The organism is Fusicatenibacter sp., from assembly GCF_050872605.1.
Lineage (GTDB): Bacteria > Bacillota > Clostridia > Lachnospirales > Lachnospiraceae > Fusicatenibacter.
Genome location: NZ_JBNMHD010000006.1, coordinates 78,001 through 98,128 on the forward strand (window position 1 = coordinate 78,001; position 20,128 = coordinate 98,128).

Annotated in this window: 17 protein-coding genes and 1 riboswitch; of the genes, 3 read left to right on the forward strand and 14 right to left on the reverse strand. The window is 43.9% G+C overall.

Going from position 1 to position 20,128, the window contains the following annotated elements:
• Positions 1–38 precede the first annotated feature (38 nt).
• From ACY2VT_RS03530 to ACY2VT_RS03590, 13 genes are all read right to left on the reverse strand, one after another.
• Positions 39–830 carry a GTP pyrophosphokinase gene (locus ACY2VT_RS03530; protein WP_461877604.1) on the reverse strand — a complete coding sequence of 264 codons (792 nt, stop codon included), beginning with the start codon at positions 828–830 and terminating at the stop codon, positions 39–41.
• A 76-nt stretch (positions 831–906) separates the two neighbouring features.
• Positions 907–1,608 (reverse strand): response regulator, encoded by a 702-nt coding sequence (locus ACY2VT_RS03535; protein WP_461877605.1) that lies wholly within the window; start codon positions 1,606–1,608, stop codon positions 907–909.
• Positions 1,601–3,490, reverse strand: a complete 1,890-nt coding sequence (locus ACY2VT_RS03540; RefSeq protein WP_461878899.1) for a DUF4118 domain-containing protein — start codon at positions 3,488–3,490, stop codon at positions 1,601–1,603. Before ACY2VT_RS03540 ends, ACY2VT_RS03535 begins: the two co-directional genes overlap by 8 nt.
• A gap of 334 nt (positions 3,491–3,824) precedes the next feature.
• Complete coding sequence (locus ACY2VT_RS03545) at positions 3,825–4,472, reverse strand: potassium channel family protein (protein WP_461874897.1); 648 nt, start codon at positions 4,470–4,472, stop codon at positions 3,825–3,827.
• Between the two features lie 19 nt (positions 4,473–4,491).
• The gene (locus ACY2VT_RS03550) at positions 4,492–5,832 is read right to left on the reverse strand and encodes a TrkH family potassium uptake protein (RefSeq protein ID WP_461878900.1); all 1,341 of its coding nucleotides are present in this window, start codon (positions 5,830–5,832) and stop codon (positions 4,492–4,494) included.
• 328 nt (positions 5,833–6,160) lie between these two features.
• Positions 6,161–7,336, reverse strand: a complete 1,176-nt coding sequence (locus tag ACY2VT_RS03555) for a glycosyltransferase (protein WP_461878901.1) — start codon at positions 7,334–7,336, stop codon at positions 6,161–6,163.
• A gap of 32 nt (positions 7,337–7,368) precedes the next feature.
• Positions 7,369–8,214 (reverse strand): LicD family protein, encoded by an 846-nt coding sequence (locus ACY2VT_RS03560; protein WP_022461471.1) that lies wholly within the window; start codon positions 8,212–8,214, stop codon positions 7,369–7,371.
• 68 nt (positions 8,215–8,282) lie between these two features.
• Entirely contained in the window at positions 8,283–10,445 is a 2,163-nt protein-coding gene (locus ACY2VT_RS03565; RefSeq protein WP_461878914.1) for an ATP-binding protein, read from the reverse strand.
• A complete protein-coding gene (locus ACY2VT_RS03570; protein ID WP_461878902.1) occupies positions 10,429–11,244 on the reverse strand; it encodes a substrate-binding periplasmic protein in 816 nt (271 codons plus the stop codon). Before ACY2VT_RS03570 ends, ACY2VT_RS03565 begins: the two co-directional genes overlap by 17 nt.
• Before the next feature lie 195 nt (positions 11,245–11,439).
• Positions 11,440–14,391 (reverse strand): hybrid sensor histidine kinase/response regulator, encoded by a 2,952-nt coding sequence (locus tag ACY2VT_RS03575; RefSeq protein ID WP_461878903.1) that lies wholly within the window; start codon positions 14,389–14,391, stop codon positions 11,440–11,442.
• A gap of 5 nt (positions 14,392–14,396) precedes the next feature.
• Positions 14,397–16,247 (reverse strand): extracellular solute-binding protein, encoded by a 1,851-nt coding sequence (locus tag ACY2VT_RS03580; protein ID WP_461878904.1) that lies wholly within the window; start codon positions 16,245–16,247, stop codon positions 14,397–14,399.
• A gap of 84 nt (positions 16,248–16,331) precedes the next feature.
• A riboswitch (cyclic di-GMP riboswitch) is annotated at positions 16,332–16,407 on the reverse strand.
• A gap of 128 nt (positions 16,408–16,535) precedes the next feature.
• Positions 16,536–16,853 (reverse strand): helix-turn-helix domain-containing protein, encoded by a 318-nt coding sequence (locus tag ACY2VT_RS03585; RefSeq protein ID WP_461878905.1) that lies wholly within the window; start codon positions 16,851–16,853, stop codon positions 16,536–16,538.
• Positions 16,854–17,068: 215 nt separating this feature from the next.
• Positions 17,069–17,470, reverse strand: coding sequence for an antA/AntB antirepressor family protein (locus tag ACY2VT_RS03590; RefSeq protein WP_461878906.1), 402 nt, complete (start codon positions 17,468–17,470; stop codon positions 17,069–17,071).
• Between the two features lie 62 nt (positions 17,471–17,532).
• On the opposite strand from ACY2VT_RS03590, the gene ACY2VT_RS03595 reads away from it, so the two are divergent.
• The 3 genes from ACY2VT_RS03595 (at position 17,533) to ACY2VT_RS03605 (ending at position 19,350) form a co-directional block, all read left to right on the forward strand.
• Positions 17,533–17,991, forward strand: a complete 459-nt coding sequence (locus tag ACY2VT_RS03595; RefSeq protein WP_461878907.1) for a helix-turn-helix domain-containing protein — start codon at positions 17,533–17,535, stop codon at positions 17,989–17,991.
• Positions 17,992–18,191: 200 nt separating this feature from the next.
• Positions 18,192–18,761, forward strand: coding sequence for a DNA translocase FtsK (locus tag ACY2VT_RS03600; protein WP_461878908.1), 570 nt, complete (start codon positions 18,192–18,194; stop codon positions 18,759–18,761).
• 34 nt (positions 18,762–18,795) lie between these two features.
• Positions 18,796–19,350 carry a Uma2 family endonuclease gene (locus ACY2VT_RS03605; protein ID WP_461878909.1) on the forward strand — a complete coding sequence of 185 codons (555 nt, stop codon included), beginning with the start codon at positions 18,796–18,798 and terminating at the stop codon, positions 19,348–19,350.
• A gap of 402 nt (positions 19,351–19,752) precedes the next feature.
• On the opposite strand, the gene ACY2VT_RS03610 is transcribed toward ACY2VT_RS03605, so the two are convergent.
• Positions 19,753–20,128, reverse strand: a 376-nt coding sequence (locus ACY2VT_RS03610) for an FtsX-like permease family protein (RefSeq protein WP_461878910.1), incomplete at its 5' end; no start/stop codon positions are given.

Sequence of the window (20,128 nt, forward strand, 5' to 3'; positions counted from 1 at the left end):
ATACGCCGCAGACCTGCGACGTATTTTTATGCTTCCTCTCAAATTCCGGTTTTATCTTTCATTGATGATGATACAAGTGAGTATCGTTCTTCTTCTGCGGCTTCCTCCGCAATCAGATTCCTGATATTCTGCATCCGGTTGTCCAGCTCAGCACTCTGTCTGGCGCAGTCGTAAAGCTCATCCTGCAGATATTTCACATGGTTTTCCGGAATATTTTTCTTGTATCGCATCTTATGTTCCAGGCTTGCCCAGAAATCCATTGCGATGGTACGGAATTGTACTTCCACATAGACCAGCTTTTTCCGATCCTGCAGAAAAATCGGTACCTGAACGATCAGATGAAGGCTGCGGTAACCGCTCTCCTTTGGATGCTGAATGTAGTCTTTCCGCTCAATCAGCGTAATGTCGTCCTGTTTCAGAAAGCTGTCCGCCAGCTTGTAGATATCACTTGGGAAAGAACAGATGACACGCACGCCCGCAATATCACGGATATTTTCCTCAATCGACTCCAGGGTAACGGGAACATCCTTTACCCGGATTTTTCGCATAATGCTCTCATATGATTTGATTCTCGTTTTAATTCCCTCTATCGGATTTTGATCATACGATAACGAATACTCCTGGTTCAACACCTTGAACTTCGTCTCAACCTCCATAATCGCACACTGATAATAGGACATCAGAAGGTCAAACGGTTTTTTATTTTTCTGTATCATGTCAATAAATTCGTCGGACAGAAGACTCTGCCGCACAATTTCATCCCGTTTTGACTCGATCAGATTCCGTCCCTGTTTTTTAACTTCCTCCAGTACTTCGAAGTTTTTCATCATCCGCTGTTGTTCCTCCCAAAACTGCATTTTCTGTCCTTTATGCTACCATTTTGAGTTCGCAAAGTCAATTTTTTCTTTACTCTACCCGAAGCATCCGATATCCGACACCGATGTGAGTCTGAATATACTGTGTCTGATCTCCGTTTTTTTCCAGTTTTTTTCGAAGTGTTGCCATGAAAACCCGGAGGGATGCGATATCATTTTCCCAGCTGCTTCCCCAGATTTTCTGTGTGATAAACGTATGGGTCAGTACCTTTCCTACATTTTGTGACAGCAGACAGAGCAGCTTGTATTCGATCGGTGTCAGATGAAGTTCCTCTCCGTCAAGATATGCACATCCTGCCGCATACTCAATCCGCAATGCTCCGTTTTCAAACACGGCCGACTGCACTCCGTTTTCCGCCTGCATCTGGGACAGACGGCGCTGTGTTACCCGAAGGCGTGCCAGCAGTTCCTCTACCGAAAACGGTTTCGTCAGATAGTCATCCGCTCCGGCATCCAGCGCCTCGATTTTATCGCTGTCCTCGCTTCTTGCGCTGATCACGATAATCGGCATATTGGACCAGCTCCGGATATTTTCGATCACCTCCACGCCATCGATATCCGGCAGGCCAAGATCCAGCAGGACAATGTCCGGATTGTGCGTCGATGCCTCCATGATGGCGCCTGCTCCGTTTTTCGCGGAAATATATTTATAATCGTGTGTTTTCAGTGTTGTCGTAATCAGGTTGTGGACCGGCGTATCGTCTTCCACAACCAGTATTAAAGTCTTATTCATTCAAATTCACCTCACTGAGCGGCAGTGTAAAACGGAAATGGCAGCCGTGCGGAACGCAGTCACGAAGCACCAGTTCCCCGCCATGTGCATTTACAATGGAACGGCACAGTGCCAGCCCAAGGCCAAGGCTTCTTCGGCTGTCACTCACCTTATTTTTTCCGGAATAGAACATTTCAAATACATGTTCCCTGCACTCTGCCGGAATGCCGGGTCCATTGTCCTCCACCGCAATCCATACGTTCTTCTCTTCTTTTCCGGCTGTAATCCGGATCTTGGATCCTGCCTGTGTATATTTTACTGCATTGTTGATCAGGTTTACCAGTACCTGTACAATCAGCTTTGCATCCATGCGGGCGAGCAGTACATCTTCCCCGCAGTCCACCGTAATGTAATGCTCCTTTTTCCGTCGTTCTACATGGCGCAGCGCCTCGCGGACTACATCCTCAACCACCTGATCGGATAATTGCAGTTTTACACTTCCATCTTCTATTTTCGTAAGTGCAAGCAGATTTTCCACCAGTTCAATCAGCCATCCGGCATCTTCATAAATATCCGAAAAAATCTGTTTCCGCATCCCTTCGTCCAGTGCATCAAAGTTACTGATCAAAGAGTCCGCATTGCCGAGAATCGATGTCAGTGGTGTGCGCAGATCATGGGAAATCGTCCGCAGCAGATTCACCCGAAGCTGCTCATTTTTTGCCATGACTGCCGCCTCTTCTTTTTCTCTCGCACTTTGTTCCCGATCCAGTGCCATGGCACACTCTCCCAAAATGGAAAGCAGGATACTGTTTTCAAACGCATCCAGTGGTTTTTGCCCGATGAAAATGCCGATCACACCATATCTGTGCTGTGCCGCATAGATGGAAAGATACAGATACGGTTCTTCGGAAAAACGTTCTGTCATAGCTCCCGCCCGTTTCCGGTTTTTCAGAACCCACTGCAGGATTTCCTGTTCCTTCCCATCAAATACTTTTTCTGACTTTATTCCTGTTTCTGTGTTGTAAAGAGTCCCCTGTACAATGCTGCTTTCCTTTGTTTCTACCGGTGCCACAACCAGATCCCTTCCCAGAAGCTTTACCAGCTGCGTCGCCGTAATATCAAAGATTTCCGCTGCATCCTCTGCCTTTTGCAGAAGCTGGCTGGTATTAAAAAGAATCTTGGTTCGAAAAGCATCTCGTGCGGAAAGCTTTGCATTTTCTTTCAATTTTGACGCAAGCGTACCCGTCAGGATTGAAATACCCAGCATGATCGCAAAGGTCACAGGATATCCGGAGCCATACGCATGCAACGAAAGCCGCGGCTCTGTCATAAAATAATTAAACAGGACAACACTTGCAACAGAACTGATCACGCTGCAGGTATAACCGCTGGTCAGAATAGATGTCAGCATGGCACCAAACAAATATACGGTAATAATATTGGCATCGGTAAAACCAAGCCGGAAAAAAATTTCTCCGATTCCGGTTGCTGCACCCAGAATCAGAACCGTAAGCATCAGTTCTTTCCAGGAAGGCAGCTCCATCCACTCCAGAAAATTTTTTCGTTTCTGATATCTCCGGTACACGTCTGAATCTGGAATGATGTGAATTTCCAGATCAGGCACAAGATCCGTCAGACGCTCGGTCCACACCCTTCGCTGATGAAAATAGCCCTGCTTCATCATGCTCTTTCCAATGACAATCCGTGTTACCTCGGAAATTCTTGCGTATTCTGCAATTTGCAGAGCAATATCCTCACTGTGTGTCGTTACAATCTCAGCCCCGCTCTGCTCTGCCAGACGAACATGCTTCTGCAGCCTTGCCAGATCCTCCGGTGTTTTTTCTGTTTTTTCTGCTGTCTGCACATACAATGCCGTAAAGCCGGCCTGAAACGCCTGCGCCATCTGCGCAGCAGTCCGAATGATTTTTTCATTAGATGGCGAAGAGGACAGGCACACCAGAATATGTTCTTTTTTTTGTTTTTCTTTTTCCAACTGTCTCACCCCACCTCCTATTGTAGATCAGAAATGACGAGAAAGCTATAGTCAGGAAATCTTTTTTTGTTCCGTTTCCTGTTCTTGTTTTCTGTTTTCCGTGAGATTTTGTCCCGTTTCCTGTTCCTCTCTTCTGTTTTCCGTGAAAAATGCCTCTATCTGATCTACGAGCACGCCGCCAGACAAAAAGCCGACCAGGGAAACGAAGAGCAGCCCTACATTCAACACAGAAATCACCTCTCTTTCAGATCCGAAAGCATTTCTGGATTGCTTTGTATTCCCCAAGCACCAGTATGGTAGCATCTCCCTCCAGAACCGTCTCCGGAGACACCGCAACATCTGTTTTTCCATATTTTCTTGTTGCCAGAATATTAATACCGTATTTTTTCCGGATATCCAGCTGGCCGACATTTTTTCCGGTCCAGTTCTCCGGGATTTCAACCTCAAAGATCGCATACTGACTGTCAATTTCAATATAATCAAACACATGATCCGAGCTGTAACGGATCGCTGTCCATTTTGCCATCTGTTTTTCCGGATAGACAACCTGATCCGCTCCGTTCCGCAGCAGGAATTTTTCCTGTACATCCCGCTCTGCCCGGGACACGACCCATTTTGCACCCAGCTCCTTCAAAAGACATGCGGTTTCCAGTGAATCCTGGAAGCTGCTACCGATCGTCACAATACAGACATCATAATTTCCCACGCCAAGGGATCGCAGAAAGTCTGCATTGACACTGTCACCGATTTGCGCATTTGTCACATACGGCATCACCGCATCAATCCGTTCCTCATTTCGGTCTACTGCCATCACCTGATGTCCAAGCTGGTTCAGGTGCATGGCAATATGTCTTCCAAATCTTCCTACTCCAATCAGTAAAACATTTTTCATCTCATCTCTTCCTCTCTTTTTATCCTACATTTATTTTTTCCAGCGGCATTTTTGCATGTGCGCTCTTTCTCCCGGACATCGCAGCATAAACAAGTGTCAGACCGCCAACTCTTCCAAGAAACATCAGTATGATCAGAATTCCTTTGGAAAGTACACCGAGCCGCGGCGTAATACCAAGAGTCAGACCAACCGTTCCAACAGCAGATGCTGTCTCAAACAGACAATCAGAAATCGGCAGGTTTTCTGCCACACTGATCACCATTCCTCCGATCAGCACCAGAAACAGATACATCATCAAAATCGTAGATGCATTTTTTAATACCTCCTGACCGACCCTGCGTCCAAACATCTGTGTGTCCTCTCTCTGACGGAACGTAGCAGACGCATTGGCTGTCAGCACGGCAAACGTGGTGATTTTCATTCCGCCTGCCGTTGATCCCGGCGCTCCGCCAATCATCATCAGAACGATCATAAGCGCCTGGGACGCTCCTGTCATTCCGGAAAGATCAACCGTATTAAATCCGGCCGTTCTTGTTGTCACGGACTGAAACAATGCGCAGAGCGTCCGCTCCTTGACCGGCATTCCGGCGAAATCCCGGAAGAAAAAAAAGGCCGCCGGAACAAAAATCAGAAACAGGCTCGTAAGCAGGATCACCTTACTTTGCATGCAGTACTGGCGAAAATGATATTTTTTTGTATAGATATCATCCCACGTCAGAAATCCGATTCCACCTGTTACGATCAGCCCCATAATCGTAAGATTAACCAGTGGATTTCCCACATAAGAAGTCAGGGACGGATACAGATGATCCGTTTTTCCAAGAAGATCAAATCCCGCATTGCAGAAGGCGGATACAGAATGAAACAACGCCATCCAGATTCCTTTTCCGCCGTAATCCCGTAAGAAAACAGGCAGAAGAAACAACGCCCCCAACAGTTCAATTCCAAAGGTTCCTTTGAGGATAAAACGCGTCAGGCGCACAATTCCGCCCACCTTCGGGGCAGAAATCGCATCCTGCATCGTGCTTCGCTGCATCAGGGAAATTTTTCTCCCGGAAAGCATCGCAATTGAAACGGCAATCGTAACTACACCAAGACCACCGATCTGAATGAGCAGCAAAATCACGCTCTGCCCAAAGACGGACCAGTAGCTTCCTGTATCCCTGACTGCCAGACCCGTCACACAGACGGCTGATGTTGCCGTAAACAAAGTTTCTGTAAATGGCGTTACATTTCCTTCCCGCGAAGCCACAGGAAGCATCAAAAGCAGTGCTCCTGCCAGAATTACCCCTGCAAAACCAAGAATGATAATTTCAAACGACGACCATTGTTTCCTGTATCGCAGTTTTATATTCCACATTTCTCTTTTTACTCCTTCTTTTTGATTCCTCCTTATTTTAGAGACTTCCGTTTTAAAAACGTATAAATACCTGTTCATCCGTATTAAGATTGTATAAAGATTCCGACAGCAAAAAACAGTTCGGATTATCCCCGCTGGAATACCGCCGCGCGAAAGCATCACGGAAATCCTCACAGAGCTTCAGAACGAAGTCGAACAGTTTGACAAAGCAGATAAATATATATATGAAAACAAGCAGCAGAGCAAGCAGGGACGCCAGGACTAAAGAAACGCCGGAACCGGAAATATCTTATCGCCGGTTCTGGCGTTTTTTCTTGCTGTTTCTCTTTTATTTTTTTGCAAACGCTTCTATCTGCGCATATCCCGCTGAAAAATCAATGGGTTCCTCCCGCAGCTTCTTTCTGACCACATCGCGTCCTTCCTGATCTGCCAGCACTTTCTGGATTTTATCAGCAAACTGCATCACATCCAGTGGACAGAGATATCCGTTTTCCCCATCCCGGATCTGCTCGCGCATGGACGGAATATCGGAAGCGATGATGACCTTCTGCAGGCTTCTCGCCTCTACAATCGTAATCGGATAGCCTTCGTGACGGGACGGCTGGAGATACAGGTCGCAGGATTTTACGTACGGCGCAGGATTTTCGCGCATTCCGAGAAAAATAATTTCCTGCTCCACCTGATATTCCTTTGCCATGGTCCGCAGCTTATTCAGATCTCTTCCATCACCGATGATGAACCATTTGAAGCGAAGTCCCCGTTTTTTCAGCTCCGCCGTAATCTGCACCGCAATATCATATCCTTTTTCTTCCGAAGCTCTTCCCACAGTCAGAAATTTCAGCTCTCCTGTGTACTGCGGATCGCTAAGCGGCTCCTCACTCCGTCTCTGCACCTGTTTGATGTCAATGAAATTCAGCAGAACCTCTGTCCGGTCCGCGAGTTCCGGAAAACGGGCAATGACCTGTTTCCGGACAGGCTCGGAAACGCAGTAAATTTTGTCATACTCCGGAATAAAGTCCTTTGTCCGGAACAGCCACCAGAGATTTTCTCCGTGGAACCAGACCGCTTTTTTCCGCGCATTCGTCTTTCTGGCTCCGAATGCGGTTGTGAACGCACCGAATCCGAAAAAGTCGAAAACAAGATCGTATTGTTTTGTTTCCGGCTCCACACACTCCAGAATCCGTTCATACAGTTTTCCATACCGTTTCTTTCCATACACGACGCGCATTAGAAATACGCCCATTCCTCTGGCATAGAAAGACCGTTCTGCCGGTGTCTCCCGTTTTCCCACAATCCGTTCCAAAGCCGGATGCGGTTTTTTGTTCCAGATCATCTGGCGCACTTCCACTTCCTTCGGAATCCGCTCCAGCAGAACGCCTCTTTTTTCGACCAGAAGAAGCGTTACATCTTCTTTTTTCTCCACCAGTTTCTGCAGCAGCGCTGCCATGGCCACTTCCGTTCCGCCCATGTCCATGGTACGTCCCAGCACCAGTATTTTACTCATTGCTTACCTCTCTATCTGCTTTTTTCTCTGTTCTAACGCCAGTAGGCATCTCCCACATGCGCAGGATGACGCTGATCCTCCGGCGGAAGCTGATGGTAATCGCCGTACAGGGTGTGAAGATACGTCTCGTATCCCGCCGGGGCATTGATCAGATGGCCTTCAAACGGAAGGCGCACGATCTCTTCGATCGCTGTTTTGGGAATCGCGTCCGACTTGCGGTAACCGCCGCACTGGCAGGCCACCCACTTTGAGTCCTCCGCGCGGTACTTTCTGCACTCTTTTTCCATCTCGCGCAGAATCCGCTCTTTTCCATAACATTTCCGGATCGCCCATTTGCACCATTTTGCGAAGCTTCCTTTGTTTCCTTTTAAGGTCTGGCGGTAGGTGCGGAATGCATTCATCCGCTGGCTTTCCAGAAACAGCAGCTTTTTCCAGTGACGGTCGTACTCCGGTGTATCTTTTTCCGGCAGTCCGTCAAATGGGAAAATGTCGACGAAAAGACCGGTATCCACAGCTCCTGCCACGTGCTCCACAAGACTCGTTCCGGTGTGTACCAGCTTTCCGTATGCCAGTGTGAAACCCTTTGTATTATGAAAATTCATGACGCGGTACGGTGTATCCGTTTCGCTGTTTACAATCTGTTCCAGTTTTTCATAATCCGCTCTCGGCATCCAGACATCCACATCATCATCCCACGGAATGAACCCCTGATGCCGGATCAGCCCGAGCAGCGTTCCATCTGCTGCAAAATAGATCAGGTGATGTTTCCGGCAGACTTCATCCAGATACAGTAATATTCCAAGCGCAATCTCCTGTTTTTCTTTTAATTCTGTAATTTTACGCATAACGGCATTGCCTTTCTGTTTTGTTTTTCCCATCTATTATAAACACTCTGCCGGATTTTTTCAAATTAAAGTTCCTGCGGATCCGGATGCTGCCCTATCAATTATTTCACCAATTTATAAATTACTTTTATCAGTAATTCCACATCAACAGGCTTAGCAACATGTTCATCCATCCCTGCTTCTTTTGCCCTTATTCTGTCCTCCGTAAACGCATTTGCTGTCATTGCAATGATCGGTATTTTCTTTGCATCCTCTCTGTCCAGAGACCGGATCATCTTTGTGGCTTCATAACCATTCATGACCGGCATCATAATGTCCATAAGAATGACATCAAACTCACCAGGTTCACTATTTCTGAACAGCTCAACAGCTTCCTGACCATCCCAGGCTTTTGTCACGACAACACCTTCATTCTGAAGCATAAATTCTGCGATTTCCATATTCAGCTCATTGTCTTCTGCCAGAAGAATATGTAGCCCCTTTATAGATTTTTTGGATACATCCGTCTGTTCTTCCCGTTTATCCGCATCCAGATCTATTTTAAACGGAACTCGGATCACAAATGTCGTCCCTATGCCTTCTGCGCTTTCAAAGGTAATCGTTCCACCCATTTTCTCAATCAGCTTCTTCGAAATCGGCATTCCCATACCTGTTCCGGTAAATTTTGTGCGGCTTCCAGTGTGTTCCTGTGCAAATGGTTCAAAAATATGTTTTTGAAACTCTTCTGACATTCCGATTCCGGTATCCCGGCAGACAAATTCCATTGTCGTCATTTCTGGCTGTTCGGATGGAATTTCCATGCAGCTGATATAGATCTGTCCGTTTGCCCTGTTATATTTCACCGCATTTGACAGGATATTCATCATCACACGTTTCACATATCCTGCACTTCCAATAAAATCCCGGTGTGTGATTTCTTTTTTCTCCCATACAATCCGGATATTCTGTTCTGCAGCAATCTGTTCGATCACAACAAGCACTTCCTCAGAGATTTTTCTCAGATTAAATGGAACCTCTTCCAAAACGATTTCACCTGACTCAAGCTTACTCATATCCAGAACATCATTTACCAGTTCCAGCAGCAGATTGGATGCCTCTTTCACCTTTGCTCTGTATTCTGTCTGCTTCTCCATATCATCTGCATAATGGTCTGCCATATTGATCATGCCGCAGATTCCATTGATCGGAGTCCGGATATCATGGCTCATCCGCTGGAGAAACTCTGTTTTTGCCTCATTGGCGGCTTCTGCCTTTTTTGCTGCTATCAGAAGTTCTGCTTTATATTTTTCATCTTTTTCCTGTTCCTGTTTCCGGTGTGCCAGATTGGTTCTATATGTCCAGAACCAGAAGATACTAAACATCAGAAAATATAGAAAAATAACGCTTATCACACTTAATGGAAGGTTATGGAACACTTCTGTATCCGGAAGATACGCATAGATATAATAATCCCTCTGCTTCAGCATGATTCCATAACATCCGATTCCTTCATTCTTCAAATGGTAAATGTGATGACTGTCTGTATGCTTTTTCATTGCCTGAACAACTTCGTTGTCAGCCGTATTCTGTCCTAACAGACTCTCATCATTGCTGGCAACAACGATTCCATCGTCTGCAACAAGAATCGTTCCATCTTTCTGAGTACTATAACCGTTTAAAAGTCCCTGTATCGTCAGTGTATAGTTTCTGGCAAATTCAGGAGAAGTGTAATAGTAAACTGCAACAATACCCGGAGCATCTTTTCTGGCACAGGCTGCAATGTCGACATGTGATCCATCTTCCCTGTCAAACTGTTCCGAATAAGTTCTTTCTTCATATCCGTCAAAGTCCATGATAATATCTTTTTGCAGATACTCTGTAATCTCATTGGCCAGAGATTCATCCGTACTGTATTCACAATCCATCTTTCCTTCTGTATCCAGTACAATGATGCCATCCACCCAGAGAGTCTGCAGGTTTTCTTTCAGGAAATCCTCGCTTAACTGGCCTCCGTTTTCTGTTTCAGTTTTAATATTTGTACTCATCTGTCTGGCACTTTCAATGGCACGGAGGAGACTTTTGGATTCCGAAGATTCATTATAATGGGTATAGGTGGAGCACTGCACTTTCACATAGTTTACAATCTCCACCATTCTTTTCTCTTCTTCTGATTTTTCTGCGTGGAAGAAATAAAACAGAGAGACTACAGCCACACAGATTCCAATCAGACCTCCGAGCATCTGGATTCGTTTTTCTTTTTTACTTCTCTTAATATCCAAGATCATCCACCTCCAGATACTTCTGGGGATCATCCAGATATTTTTCAATGATTTTCAGGGATGTGCCATCCTGACGCATTTCTTCCAGCGTCTGGCTCATCTGCTCACAGATTCCTCTGTCATCCTCTTTTGCAAAAGCAACGCCTATTCCGGTGATCATCAAAGGCTCTTCCAGGATACGGAAGCTTGCATCATCATCCTTCATATACTGGACGATAGATTCCTCATGTGCGGCAACTGCATCTACATAGCCTTTTCCCAGAAACGTATAGATCAGTTCCCGGTGTCCCAGGCTGATCAGATTTCCCAGCTTTGGGATCCTCTCATCCGTCCGGTTCAGAAAGATGCCTTCCGGTTTGGTTGTGGACTGGACAGCCAGGTTTTTTCCCTCCAGGTCACTCAGTTTATAGATATCACTGTTCTCGTTTACAGCGACCACCTGACGGCTTGCTATGTATGGTCCTGCCCAGCGGTAATCGTCAAGACGCCCTTCCATAGAAAAGCAGGCCATGATACAGTCAATCTCTCCGCTCTCTACCAGTTCTTTTTTCTTCTCCCAGTTTATCTGGACAACCTCCACCTGATATCCCATTCTTTTGAATGCTTCCGTAGCCAGTTCCACATCAATTCCTGTCGGGATTCCATCCTCATTCAGATAATTATATGGTGGATAGTTATCGCTGCCGAGGGTAATAACAGGTTTTTCGGTTTCTTCTTTTATGTTATCTGTGTTTTTACACCCTGCCAGGGTGACTGCTAAAATTCCTGCAAGCAGAATGCCTGCAATCACTCTTTTTCCTTTCATTTTCTGTCTATCCTTAACTATCCTTTTCGATTTTTTTATGTCTGGTTACTTTCCATTTGTTACTATTCAATGACCTGCGGTTCGATACCCCCCACCGGATTTTATGTTTCTGATCGTCTTTTCCAGTACCTTCATCTCAACCGGTTTTGAAAGATGTGCATTCATACCGGCTGCATCATAACGTACATCTGCTGCCTAATCCAGCAGATTCTTCTGTAACGTATCAATCAATTCTTCAATAATTATTGGCTTGGATAAGAATCCATCCATACCGCATTCCAGAACTTTCTTTCTGTCCTCATCAAAAGCATTAGCGGTCATGGCAAGAATGGTAATTCCCGACAGTGCCGGATCATCCAGCGCGCGGATCTGCTTCGTAGCATCGTATCCATTCATTACCGGCATCTGCACATCCATCAGCACCAGATCATAATTACCTGGCTTCGAATTCTTAACTTTCTCCACTGCCTCTGCTCCATTTTCGGCAGTGTCAACCAGGAATCCATATTCTTTCAGAATTTCCACCGCAATTTCGCTGTTCAGCTCATTGTCTTCCACAAGCAGTATACATCTGCCCCTGAAATCCAAATCTGCTGCCGGAAGGATTGTATCCTCGGCCTCTGCCTGCTTCTGGCCGATAGCAGTCATCAAGGTATCTCTGATATCTGACATAAACAGAGGTTTTGCACAGAATGCAGTCACTCCTGCTGCTCTGGCTTCCACTTCAATATCTGACCAGTCATATGCCGTCAGGATAATAATCGGCGTATCATCACCGAGGCTGCGGATCTGGCGGGTAACTTCAATACCATTCATATCCGGAAGACGCCAGTCGATAATATAAGCGTGGAACGCGTCTCCCAGTTCCATAGACTGCCGCGCACGGAGAACAGCTTCCTTGCCGGAAAGTGTCCATTCCGAACGCATTCCAACCCTCACAAGCATTTTTGTCACGCTGTCACAGGTATTGAAGTCGTCGTCTACAACCAGTGCCTTAAGGCCCTCCAGCTCTGCGATCTTCTCTATACGTTGGTGCTCAGACTGGATCCGGAATGGCAGACGGACAATAAATTCTGTGCCTTTGCCCTGTTCTGTCTGAACCTCAATGGTTCCGCCCATCATATCTACAATATTCTTGGTAATGGCCATGCCAAGTCCTGTACCCTGTGTCCGGCTGACAGTAGAAGTCCGCTCACGTTCAAAAGGAGAAAAGATCTTTTCTACAAATTCCTGACTCATACCGATTCCATTATCCTTTACCCGAAATTCGTACAGTTCGCTGTCTTTTACTTTCCCCGGGTACTGTCTGAGACGGACAGAAACAGTTCCCCCTGCCGGAGTAAACTTAACCGCATTGGACAAAAGATTCAGCAGTACCTGATTCAGCCGCAGTTTATCACAATAGACATCTTCATTCGTAACGTCCATGGCATCCATATAAAGTTCCAGCTGCTTCGCATGAATCTGTCCACTGATGATGGCCTTCAGATCATGAAGCACATCCGACAGGCAGACTTCCGTTTCTTCCAGATGGATCTTTCCACTCTCGATCCGGCTCATGTCCAATATATCATTGATCAGTGAAAGCAGATGCTTACTGGAAGAAAGAATTTTGCCCAGATAATCCTGGACTCTTTTTTTATCATCTATATTACTTACAGCCAGTGTCGTAAAACCAATAATCGCATTCATTGGTGTCCGGATATCATGAGACATATTGGAAAGAAAAATACTCTTTGCCCTATTTGCAGTCTCTGCCGCATGGACTGCCTCTGAGAGTGCCTGGTTCATTTTCCGATCCGAGGTACGGTCCGACATAACCAGGATATATTTCTTTTTCCCATTTACCTCGCTGCACATTACAATATTATGAAACCAACGCTTTTCTCCTGTCTTCCGATGTATCGATTCAAAATCCCACTCCTGCTGTTCATGAACCGGGATTTCTTTCAGATAATTCTTCTGCGAGTCTTTAGAATCTTCAGGGTGTAGTTTTCCTAAAACATGAATATCTTTTCGAATCTGTTCTACTGTAATACCCAGCAGTTTTTCCGCATTAGGGCTGACGTAATCCGTCTGATATGTTTGGGCATCCAGCATCATAAAAACGTCATCCACATTCATTGAAAGCTTTTGAAATAACTCCTCTCTGTACAAAATCTCTGCATCTTTTCTCTTAAGATTTCTCCTGCTTTTCTGGATAATAAGACTGACAAAAAAAGCAGCAATGCAAAGTATAACAGTTCCAACAAGAAGTATCGTGGTAAACTGCAGATTGTTCATACTGGCATTGACAATATCGGCCTGGACAAGTCCCAGAAACATCCAGTCTTGAATATCTGATTTTTCATAGACCAGATAATAATCCCTTCCATCCAGATTTAGCAGCATCGCATCGGTACGTCCCGCTTTAAACTTCTCCCAAAGCCCATTGATTTGTTTTTCAGACATATCTGAATGATTTCTCAGAAGACCGAAGAAATTATAAACGTTTCCCCATGACTCGGAAGAATGATCAATCACAACACGACCATCCTGATGAACAATTAAACTCTGAGCATTTCCATTGAAAGAAGAAATATCCAGCACATCTACGATATCAGAATTTTCATAAGCAATGGCAATTGCATCATATTCAAATCCCTGATAAATTCCATGAGCCTTAGGAGTAACAAAAACAAGCAACTGGGATTTTCCGGGAACTGTTACATTAGTTATCACATCATTTCCCTGCCGAATCTCCTCTTCCATATTTTCCTGCAATCCAAGATACCCGGTTTCTCCTGTTACCATCTTATAGTCTCCGACCGCAGACAGAAAATAGAACTCCAAAAAGCCTGCATCTTCCTGTGCTTTCTCAATATATTCACGAATTTCGTCTTCACTTTGGATATTCCGCAGATTCTCACTCCACATATGAAGATATGTCAGGTTCTTATCTGTCAGTTCCCTCAGCATATTATCAGACTGATGAAAAACCTCCGTCAGATGAGAAACACTTTCCTCATAAATAGTTTTCGATACAAATTTATAATATCGAAAAACAGCCAGAACAATTCCTATAAAGAGAAGAAGAAAGGCAACTATCCTTAACCCTTTTCTCCTGACAGGTTTCTTTCTGTTTCTATTATAATTCATAACATCCATTCTTCTCACCTTAGGGTCATGTAATCTTCTGGCTCTGCAAGAACAGCATCACCATCTGAAATATATGCTGTCCAGGTATCATCTACAGAGATACCTCCTCCATCAAATACAATATTTTCATCTGCTGGATAAGCTTCCATGTGCTGCGGTGAAGCAATGCAGGTCACCGTAAAAGTATCCTCATCCTGAATTTGTTTTCCATCCTTTATAACTTTACTTAATGTATAGCCATCATCTGTTTCACTAATTTCCACAGAAACGCCACTGAGCACAGGCAGAGAACCCCGGTTAAATGGGATGAAACCTCCATCATAGCCTTCTACAAAGTTTTTAATCATCTCTTTCAGTTCAGCACCGCTCATTTTGCTGCTATAAGCTGAAAGTTCGTTTGGCATGATCATATTGCGTGCCATTTTTTCTGTATATCCTGCCTTCAGTACATTTCCCGTAAAACTGTTTCCCGTAGCAATCAGCACATCCGATCCATAAATCCCCCGCAGAGTATTTGCCATAACAGAATAGGCTGCATTACCTCCACTACTGTGGAAACGGTTGGAATAAGACTTCTGTGAATCCAATACTACTTTCTCAGAAGTGGATTTCTCCTCAAGAAGCTGATTGTTAAATGACTCATAGGCCTGCTCTGCATTATATTCTCCAGAGATCATTTTGGAAACCACATCCCTGGAAACAGAGAAAAAGTCATTTGACGCAATACGAATATACATATGGTTTTCTTCGATCACAGGTTTCACATCTTTCATATATTCCGTAAGATGGAAAGGCACATCCTGACTGTAACTTAACAGATCCTGACCATCACTAATGATGCGGTTCTGTGCACCCTCTGAAAGCATTGTGTTCAGCACCTTCATTGCTTTCTTGCTGCGTGTCTCATCCTGTTCCAAATCGCGGTTTAAAGCCACCTGGAAATATGGCGTGGTCATCAGCCACTTTTTATCGTCCTCTTGAAAGAATGGCAGGAATGTTGTGTTAATTCCCTGATTCTGAAACATTTTTACACCGGAAGAACTGCCAAAGTACATGGCAAGCTTACCACTCTGGTACATCTCAACGATATCATCATAATTCATATCCAGATCATCCTGACTCAGTCCTGTATCCTGGATGAACTGCTCCATACGTTCAAAAGCCCCCGGCCAGACTGTACTGTCAAGGCCTTCTCTCTTTGTATTACCCGGGTCACTGTAGGTGGTTCGCCACTTGCGTCCGTCTACAGATGACAAAGCTGATGCGGACAGCCCCTGCAGTGTTTCCATACAGGTATAATCATAATAATAGTCTGCCGTAAACCCACGGATCCCCACTTTGTCAAATGCCTCACAGGCAGAGACAAAGCTTTCATAATCTGTTGGCAACGGGATATCATATTTTTCAAAAAGGTCTTTGTTCACTACAAAACCATGGGCATCTGCACATACCGGAAGCCAGTTTACGCTTCCATCCTCGTTTCTGAAATTGCTGAGATATGTATCGTAGACAGCACCTGCCTCATTGGTTGTGGAAAGATCCATCAGGCTGTCTTTCAGCGGACTTGCATCATGCAGCGAAAAACGACAGCAGGTTATAATATCCGGCAGGCCACCGTTTTCTTTAAGAAACTTGTAGAAATCCAGATCATTGTTCCCTACTACAAATTCAACATTGATATCCGGAAGCTGTTCCTGGATGTATGGTGCGTATTTTTCATACAGGTTTGTACTCCATAAATACACCGTGATCGTTTCTGCATCTTCTTTTTCTGCACTCTTCGCGCCGCAGCCTGACAAAAGTGATACGGCCGTCACCGTTGCCAGAAGCACAGTCAAAACTCTGCTCCATTTTTTCTTTTTCATTACAAGTTCTCCTAATACTTATTATAGATACGTCTATGAAATAACACCGAAAAAAGCACTGCCAGACAGACAGTGCACCTCATTTTATGCAACTGGCTGCCATTTTACAGGCCCTGTAGCTTTGCGTCCCAGACTTTCATCTGGTTTGCCGATTGTCCTTTTTAAGCTTTTAAACTTATGCAAAAAAACTGGTTTTATTATACTATAACGCTCTACTGTACACAAGAAAAACATTACCGTTTTAACGTTCAAAAAAAGAACAGCCGATACATATACCGAACTGTTCTCCTACTTCCGAAGTCCACGCAGCATTGACATTACTGTTTCCTGCTCATTTGTACTCAGATCGTTCCATATCTCTAGAACTTCTTTCTGCTCTTCTGTCAGATTCTCTGAATTACCTTCCTGAAAAAACTGTGATAATGTCACGCCCAATGCTGTACATATTTTTTCAAGTGTGATCAGTGACGGCAGGTTTTCCTTCGCCATGATTCTTCCCAGTGATGACTGGGAAATTCCTGACAGCTGCGATAATCTGTATTTACTGATGTCACGCTTTTCACATAAAGATGTTATTTTATCCGCAATATACTTCTCTATCTGCAAGTAACTATATCTCATTTCCGCTATTACATGTTCTTATTGTACCTGTAATAATGAAAAAATATTAGTAACCAACTTTGCAATCATTTAATCCCACAATAGGAAGTATACGCATAAAAAAATATAAAGATACTTTCGTTTCCGCAAAAGTCAATTTCGCTTATATCGTTTTTATAATATCACAGACAGTTACGTTTGTCACATAAAAGTTTGAGGTCTCAAACAAAAAATAAGCCTGCCATCATCCGCGGATTTCTCCACAGACAACAGCAGGCTTTCTCTAAGTCGATCAAATACTGGCGGCACTGCTTGCCTTTTTCGGTTCTGCTCATGAGGCAGAGATGTTTTGCCATTAATACAGTTATAGCATAGTCCTCAAGTTCTCTTCTTGCTCCATTATTTACAAACGTACTTGATGTACACTTGTTGTAATCTTCCCCTTCTACAAACAATTCCTTATTTGTATCGAACCATCTGCTGAATCTTGATGAAATACCAAGCGCCTCGTGCAAATCTCTTGCTGATACAGTCGGTCTTTCTGTTTCGTAATTAATTTTCAACAATTCTTTCATTGCTATTATCCTTTCTGTTTGGTTTTCTAAACTATCCTTAATTATCATTATAAAATTGTTGCGTTTTCTAAACTTTTATGTTACTATTCATTCATAAGGAGGTATACATAATGGGTACAACTTCTCAACGAATATTAGAAGGAATGGAACTACGAAGTTACAAACAGGCTGATCTGGTAGAAAAGACTGGTATCAGCAAAGGTGCTTTAAGTTCCTATATTGCCGGAAGATACGTTCCAAAACAAAATAATATTTATCTAATAGCAAAAGCTTTAGATGTCAACGAAGCGTGGCTCATGGGCGCAGATGTTCCAATGGAGCGGCAAGATTCCACTGCTTTGTCAAACAAATTCTACTGCAATACAGAAAAAGAAAAATCTTTGATTCAGTCATATCGGAAATTGAATTCATCGAATCAAGACAAGGGGCTTTCTTATATAGAAAATCTTTTGACTACGCAACGCATGGAAGACGAAGTATTCCTGAATGCAGCTCATGACCTTGGTGCTACCCCAGAGCAGAAGCAACACGCCGACGATATTATGCAAGACGACAGCGAATGGGAGTGATTTTGTGACTTACGAAGAACTCTTGATCTTATCAGAATCTGAAAATCTGATAGTAAAAGAAGCTTTGGAGTGCTACAGTAGAAAATACGTAGAAAACCTTGTCACAATAGATAATTATACAATCCGATTTGTTCCATCACTACAAGTGATGGAGTTCTGGAAATAAATATCAACGCAGGAGATATTATATATTATATATTATGAGTTCGAAAAAATCTTCCCAGAATGGATCTGGATGCGGTTGTTTAATCTACATAATAATCATACTAATTATAGGTGCCATTATAGATACTTACCTCTCAGAAATTATTAAATTTGGAACTATGCTTTTAACTACTGTCGGAATCATCCTCGGATTGGTTTTTGCCGTAAAGATAATAAGTGCACTGGTAAAATTTTTTCACAAAATTCATCTTCAAAAGAAACAAGCTGCTGAAATTTCTGGTCTAAATGAAATGCAAAGTTTAAATATCGCTGCCACGCCAGGAGTAGAAGAAATACCACCAAAAACGGAGCTTTTAGATTCTTCTTCTATAAGCTCTGCTGATTTGACAGAATTAGCAGATAAAACAATTCTTAATTCAGAAGTAAATCACTATTATGTAGACAATATTACAGCAGATAATTACTTTATAGAGGCTGGAGAATTAGTTACAGATCGTCAACGTGCATCAGTTGGACATCTTCAGCGAGCATTACGCATAGGATTTGACCGTGCAAATATAAACACTACCCCATCGGATAACGTCGAGCTTGAGTCACTAGGGTAACTAAATATCTATTTCACAGAAAGGAGTCGATCTCATGCCATTACCAAATCCACAGTACTACACAATTGAAGACATTTACGCTCTCCCCGAAGGCGAACGTGCCGAGCTGATCGACGGAAAGATGTATATGATGGCTCCGCCGAGCTATTTGCACCAGACGCTTTGTATGGAGCTTTCCGCCACGATCCGGGACTATATCCGCAGCCACAACGGTTCCTGTCAGGTGCTCCCGTCACCGCTTGCCGTAAACCTGCAGGCGGATGATACGACTTACGTAGAACCGGATATCTCCGTTGTCTGCGACCGGAGTAAGATTAATCCAAAGGGAATCAGCGGTGCACCGGACTTCATTGTGGAGATCGTCTCTCCCAGCAGCCGGAAGATGGATTATATCACGAAAAACACTCTTTACTCTGAGGCCGGTGTTCGGGAATACTGGATCGTGGATCCGCCCCGGAGGCGGACCACCATATACCGCTACGAAGAAGATGTCGCGCCGATGATCGTTCCTTTCGATCAGCCGCTGACTGTCGGCATCTACGGCGATCTGCAGATCACAATCGCGGAATTGCTGAAAAACTTCGAATAAAAAAACGTCCCGGTGTTCCCCAACACCAGGACGGCAATTTTTATCTTTCCTTAGTCGTCCCGTACAATATCGGAACACGAATAAGTGAAACCTTTGCAATTGACCTGATCGAGGATATCGATCTGGAAAAGCATGAACTTCATATAAGACGGCAGATGGTAAAAATTCAAAAAACGTGGTATTTTAAAGCACCCAAATATGACTCTTACCGTATTGAAAAACTCAAGTGTGAGCTATCAGCATGGGAACAGGAGCGTAATTGTCATACAGCTAAGATACAATGGCACTTTCAAACGGGAGATGCACGCGAAAAGCTGATATCGCTGTATCCGACACTTTCAACTGTCACTTCTTAAGCAAAGTGACAGTTACACTAAAAATCGATGATACACTATACTATAGCTATCCATCATACCTTATTCTTTCAACCAGCGTTTCCTTTTTCAGATTACTGCTTAAAACGCATGAAAGTACAATCTGCAACAGACCGACCAAAAAAATCATAATAAAAATTGGTACGATTGGAACATGATAGATATTCATTCCAAATATTCCCATATGTTTTGCATAGGAAAAAAGTGCATAGCCGAGCGGCAGACCAATGATCAAAGCTACGCATATGGTACCAACCGTAAACATCAGTCCCTGTAACTGCAGGCATAAATTTAATTGTTTATTTGTCATACCCACAGCCTGTAATATACCATATTCCTGCTTTTTTGTCGTAATATTCATGATCATGGTATTCGCCATATTCATAAACCCGATGAGTCCTACA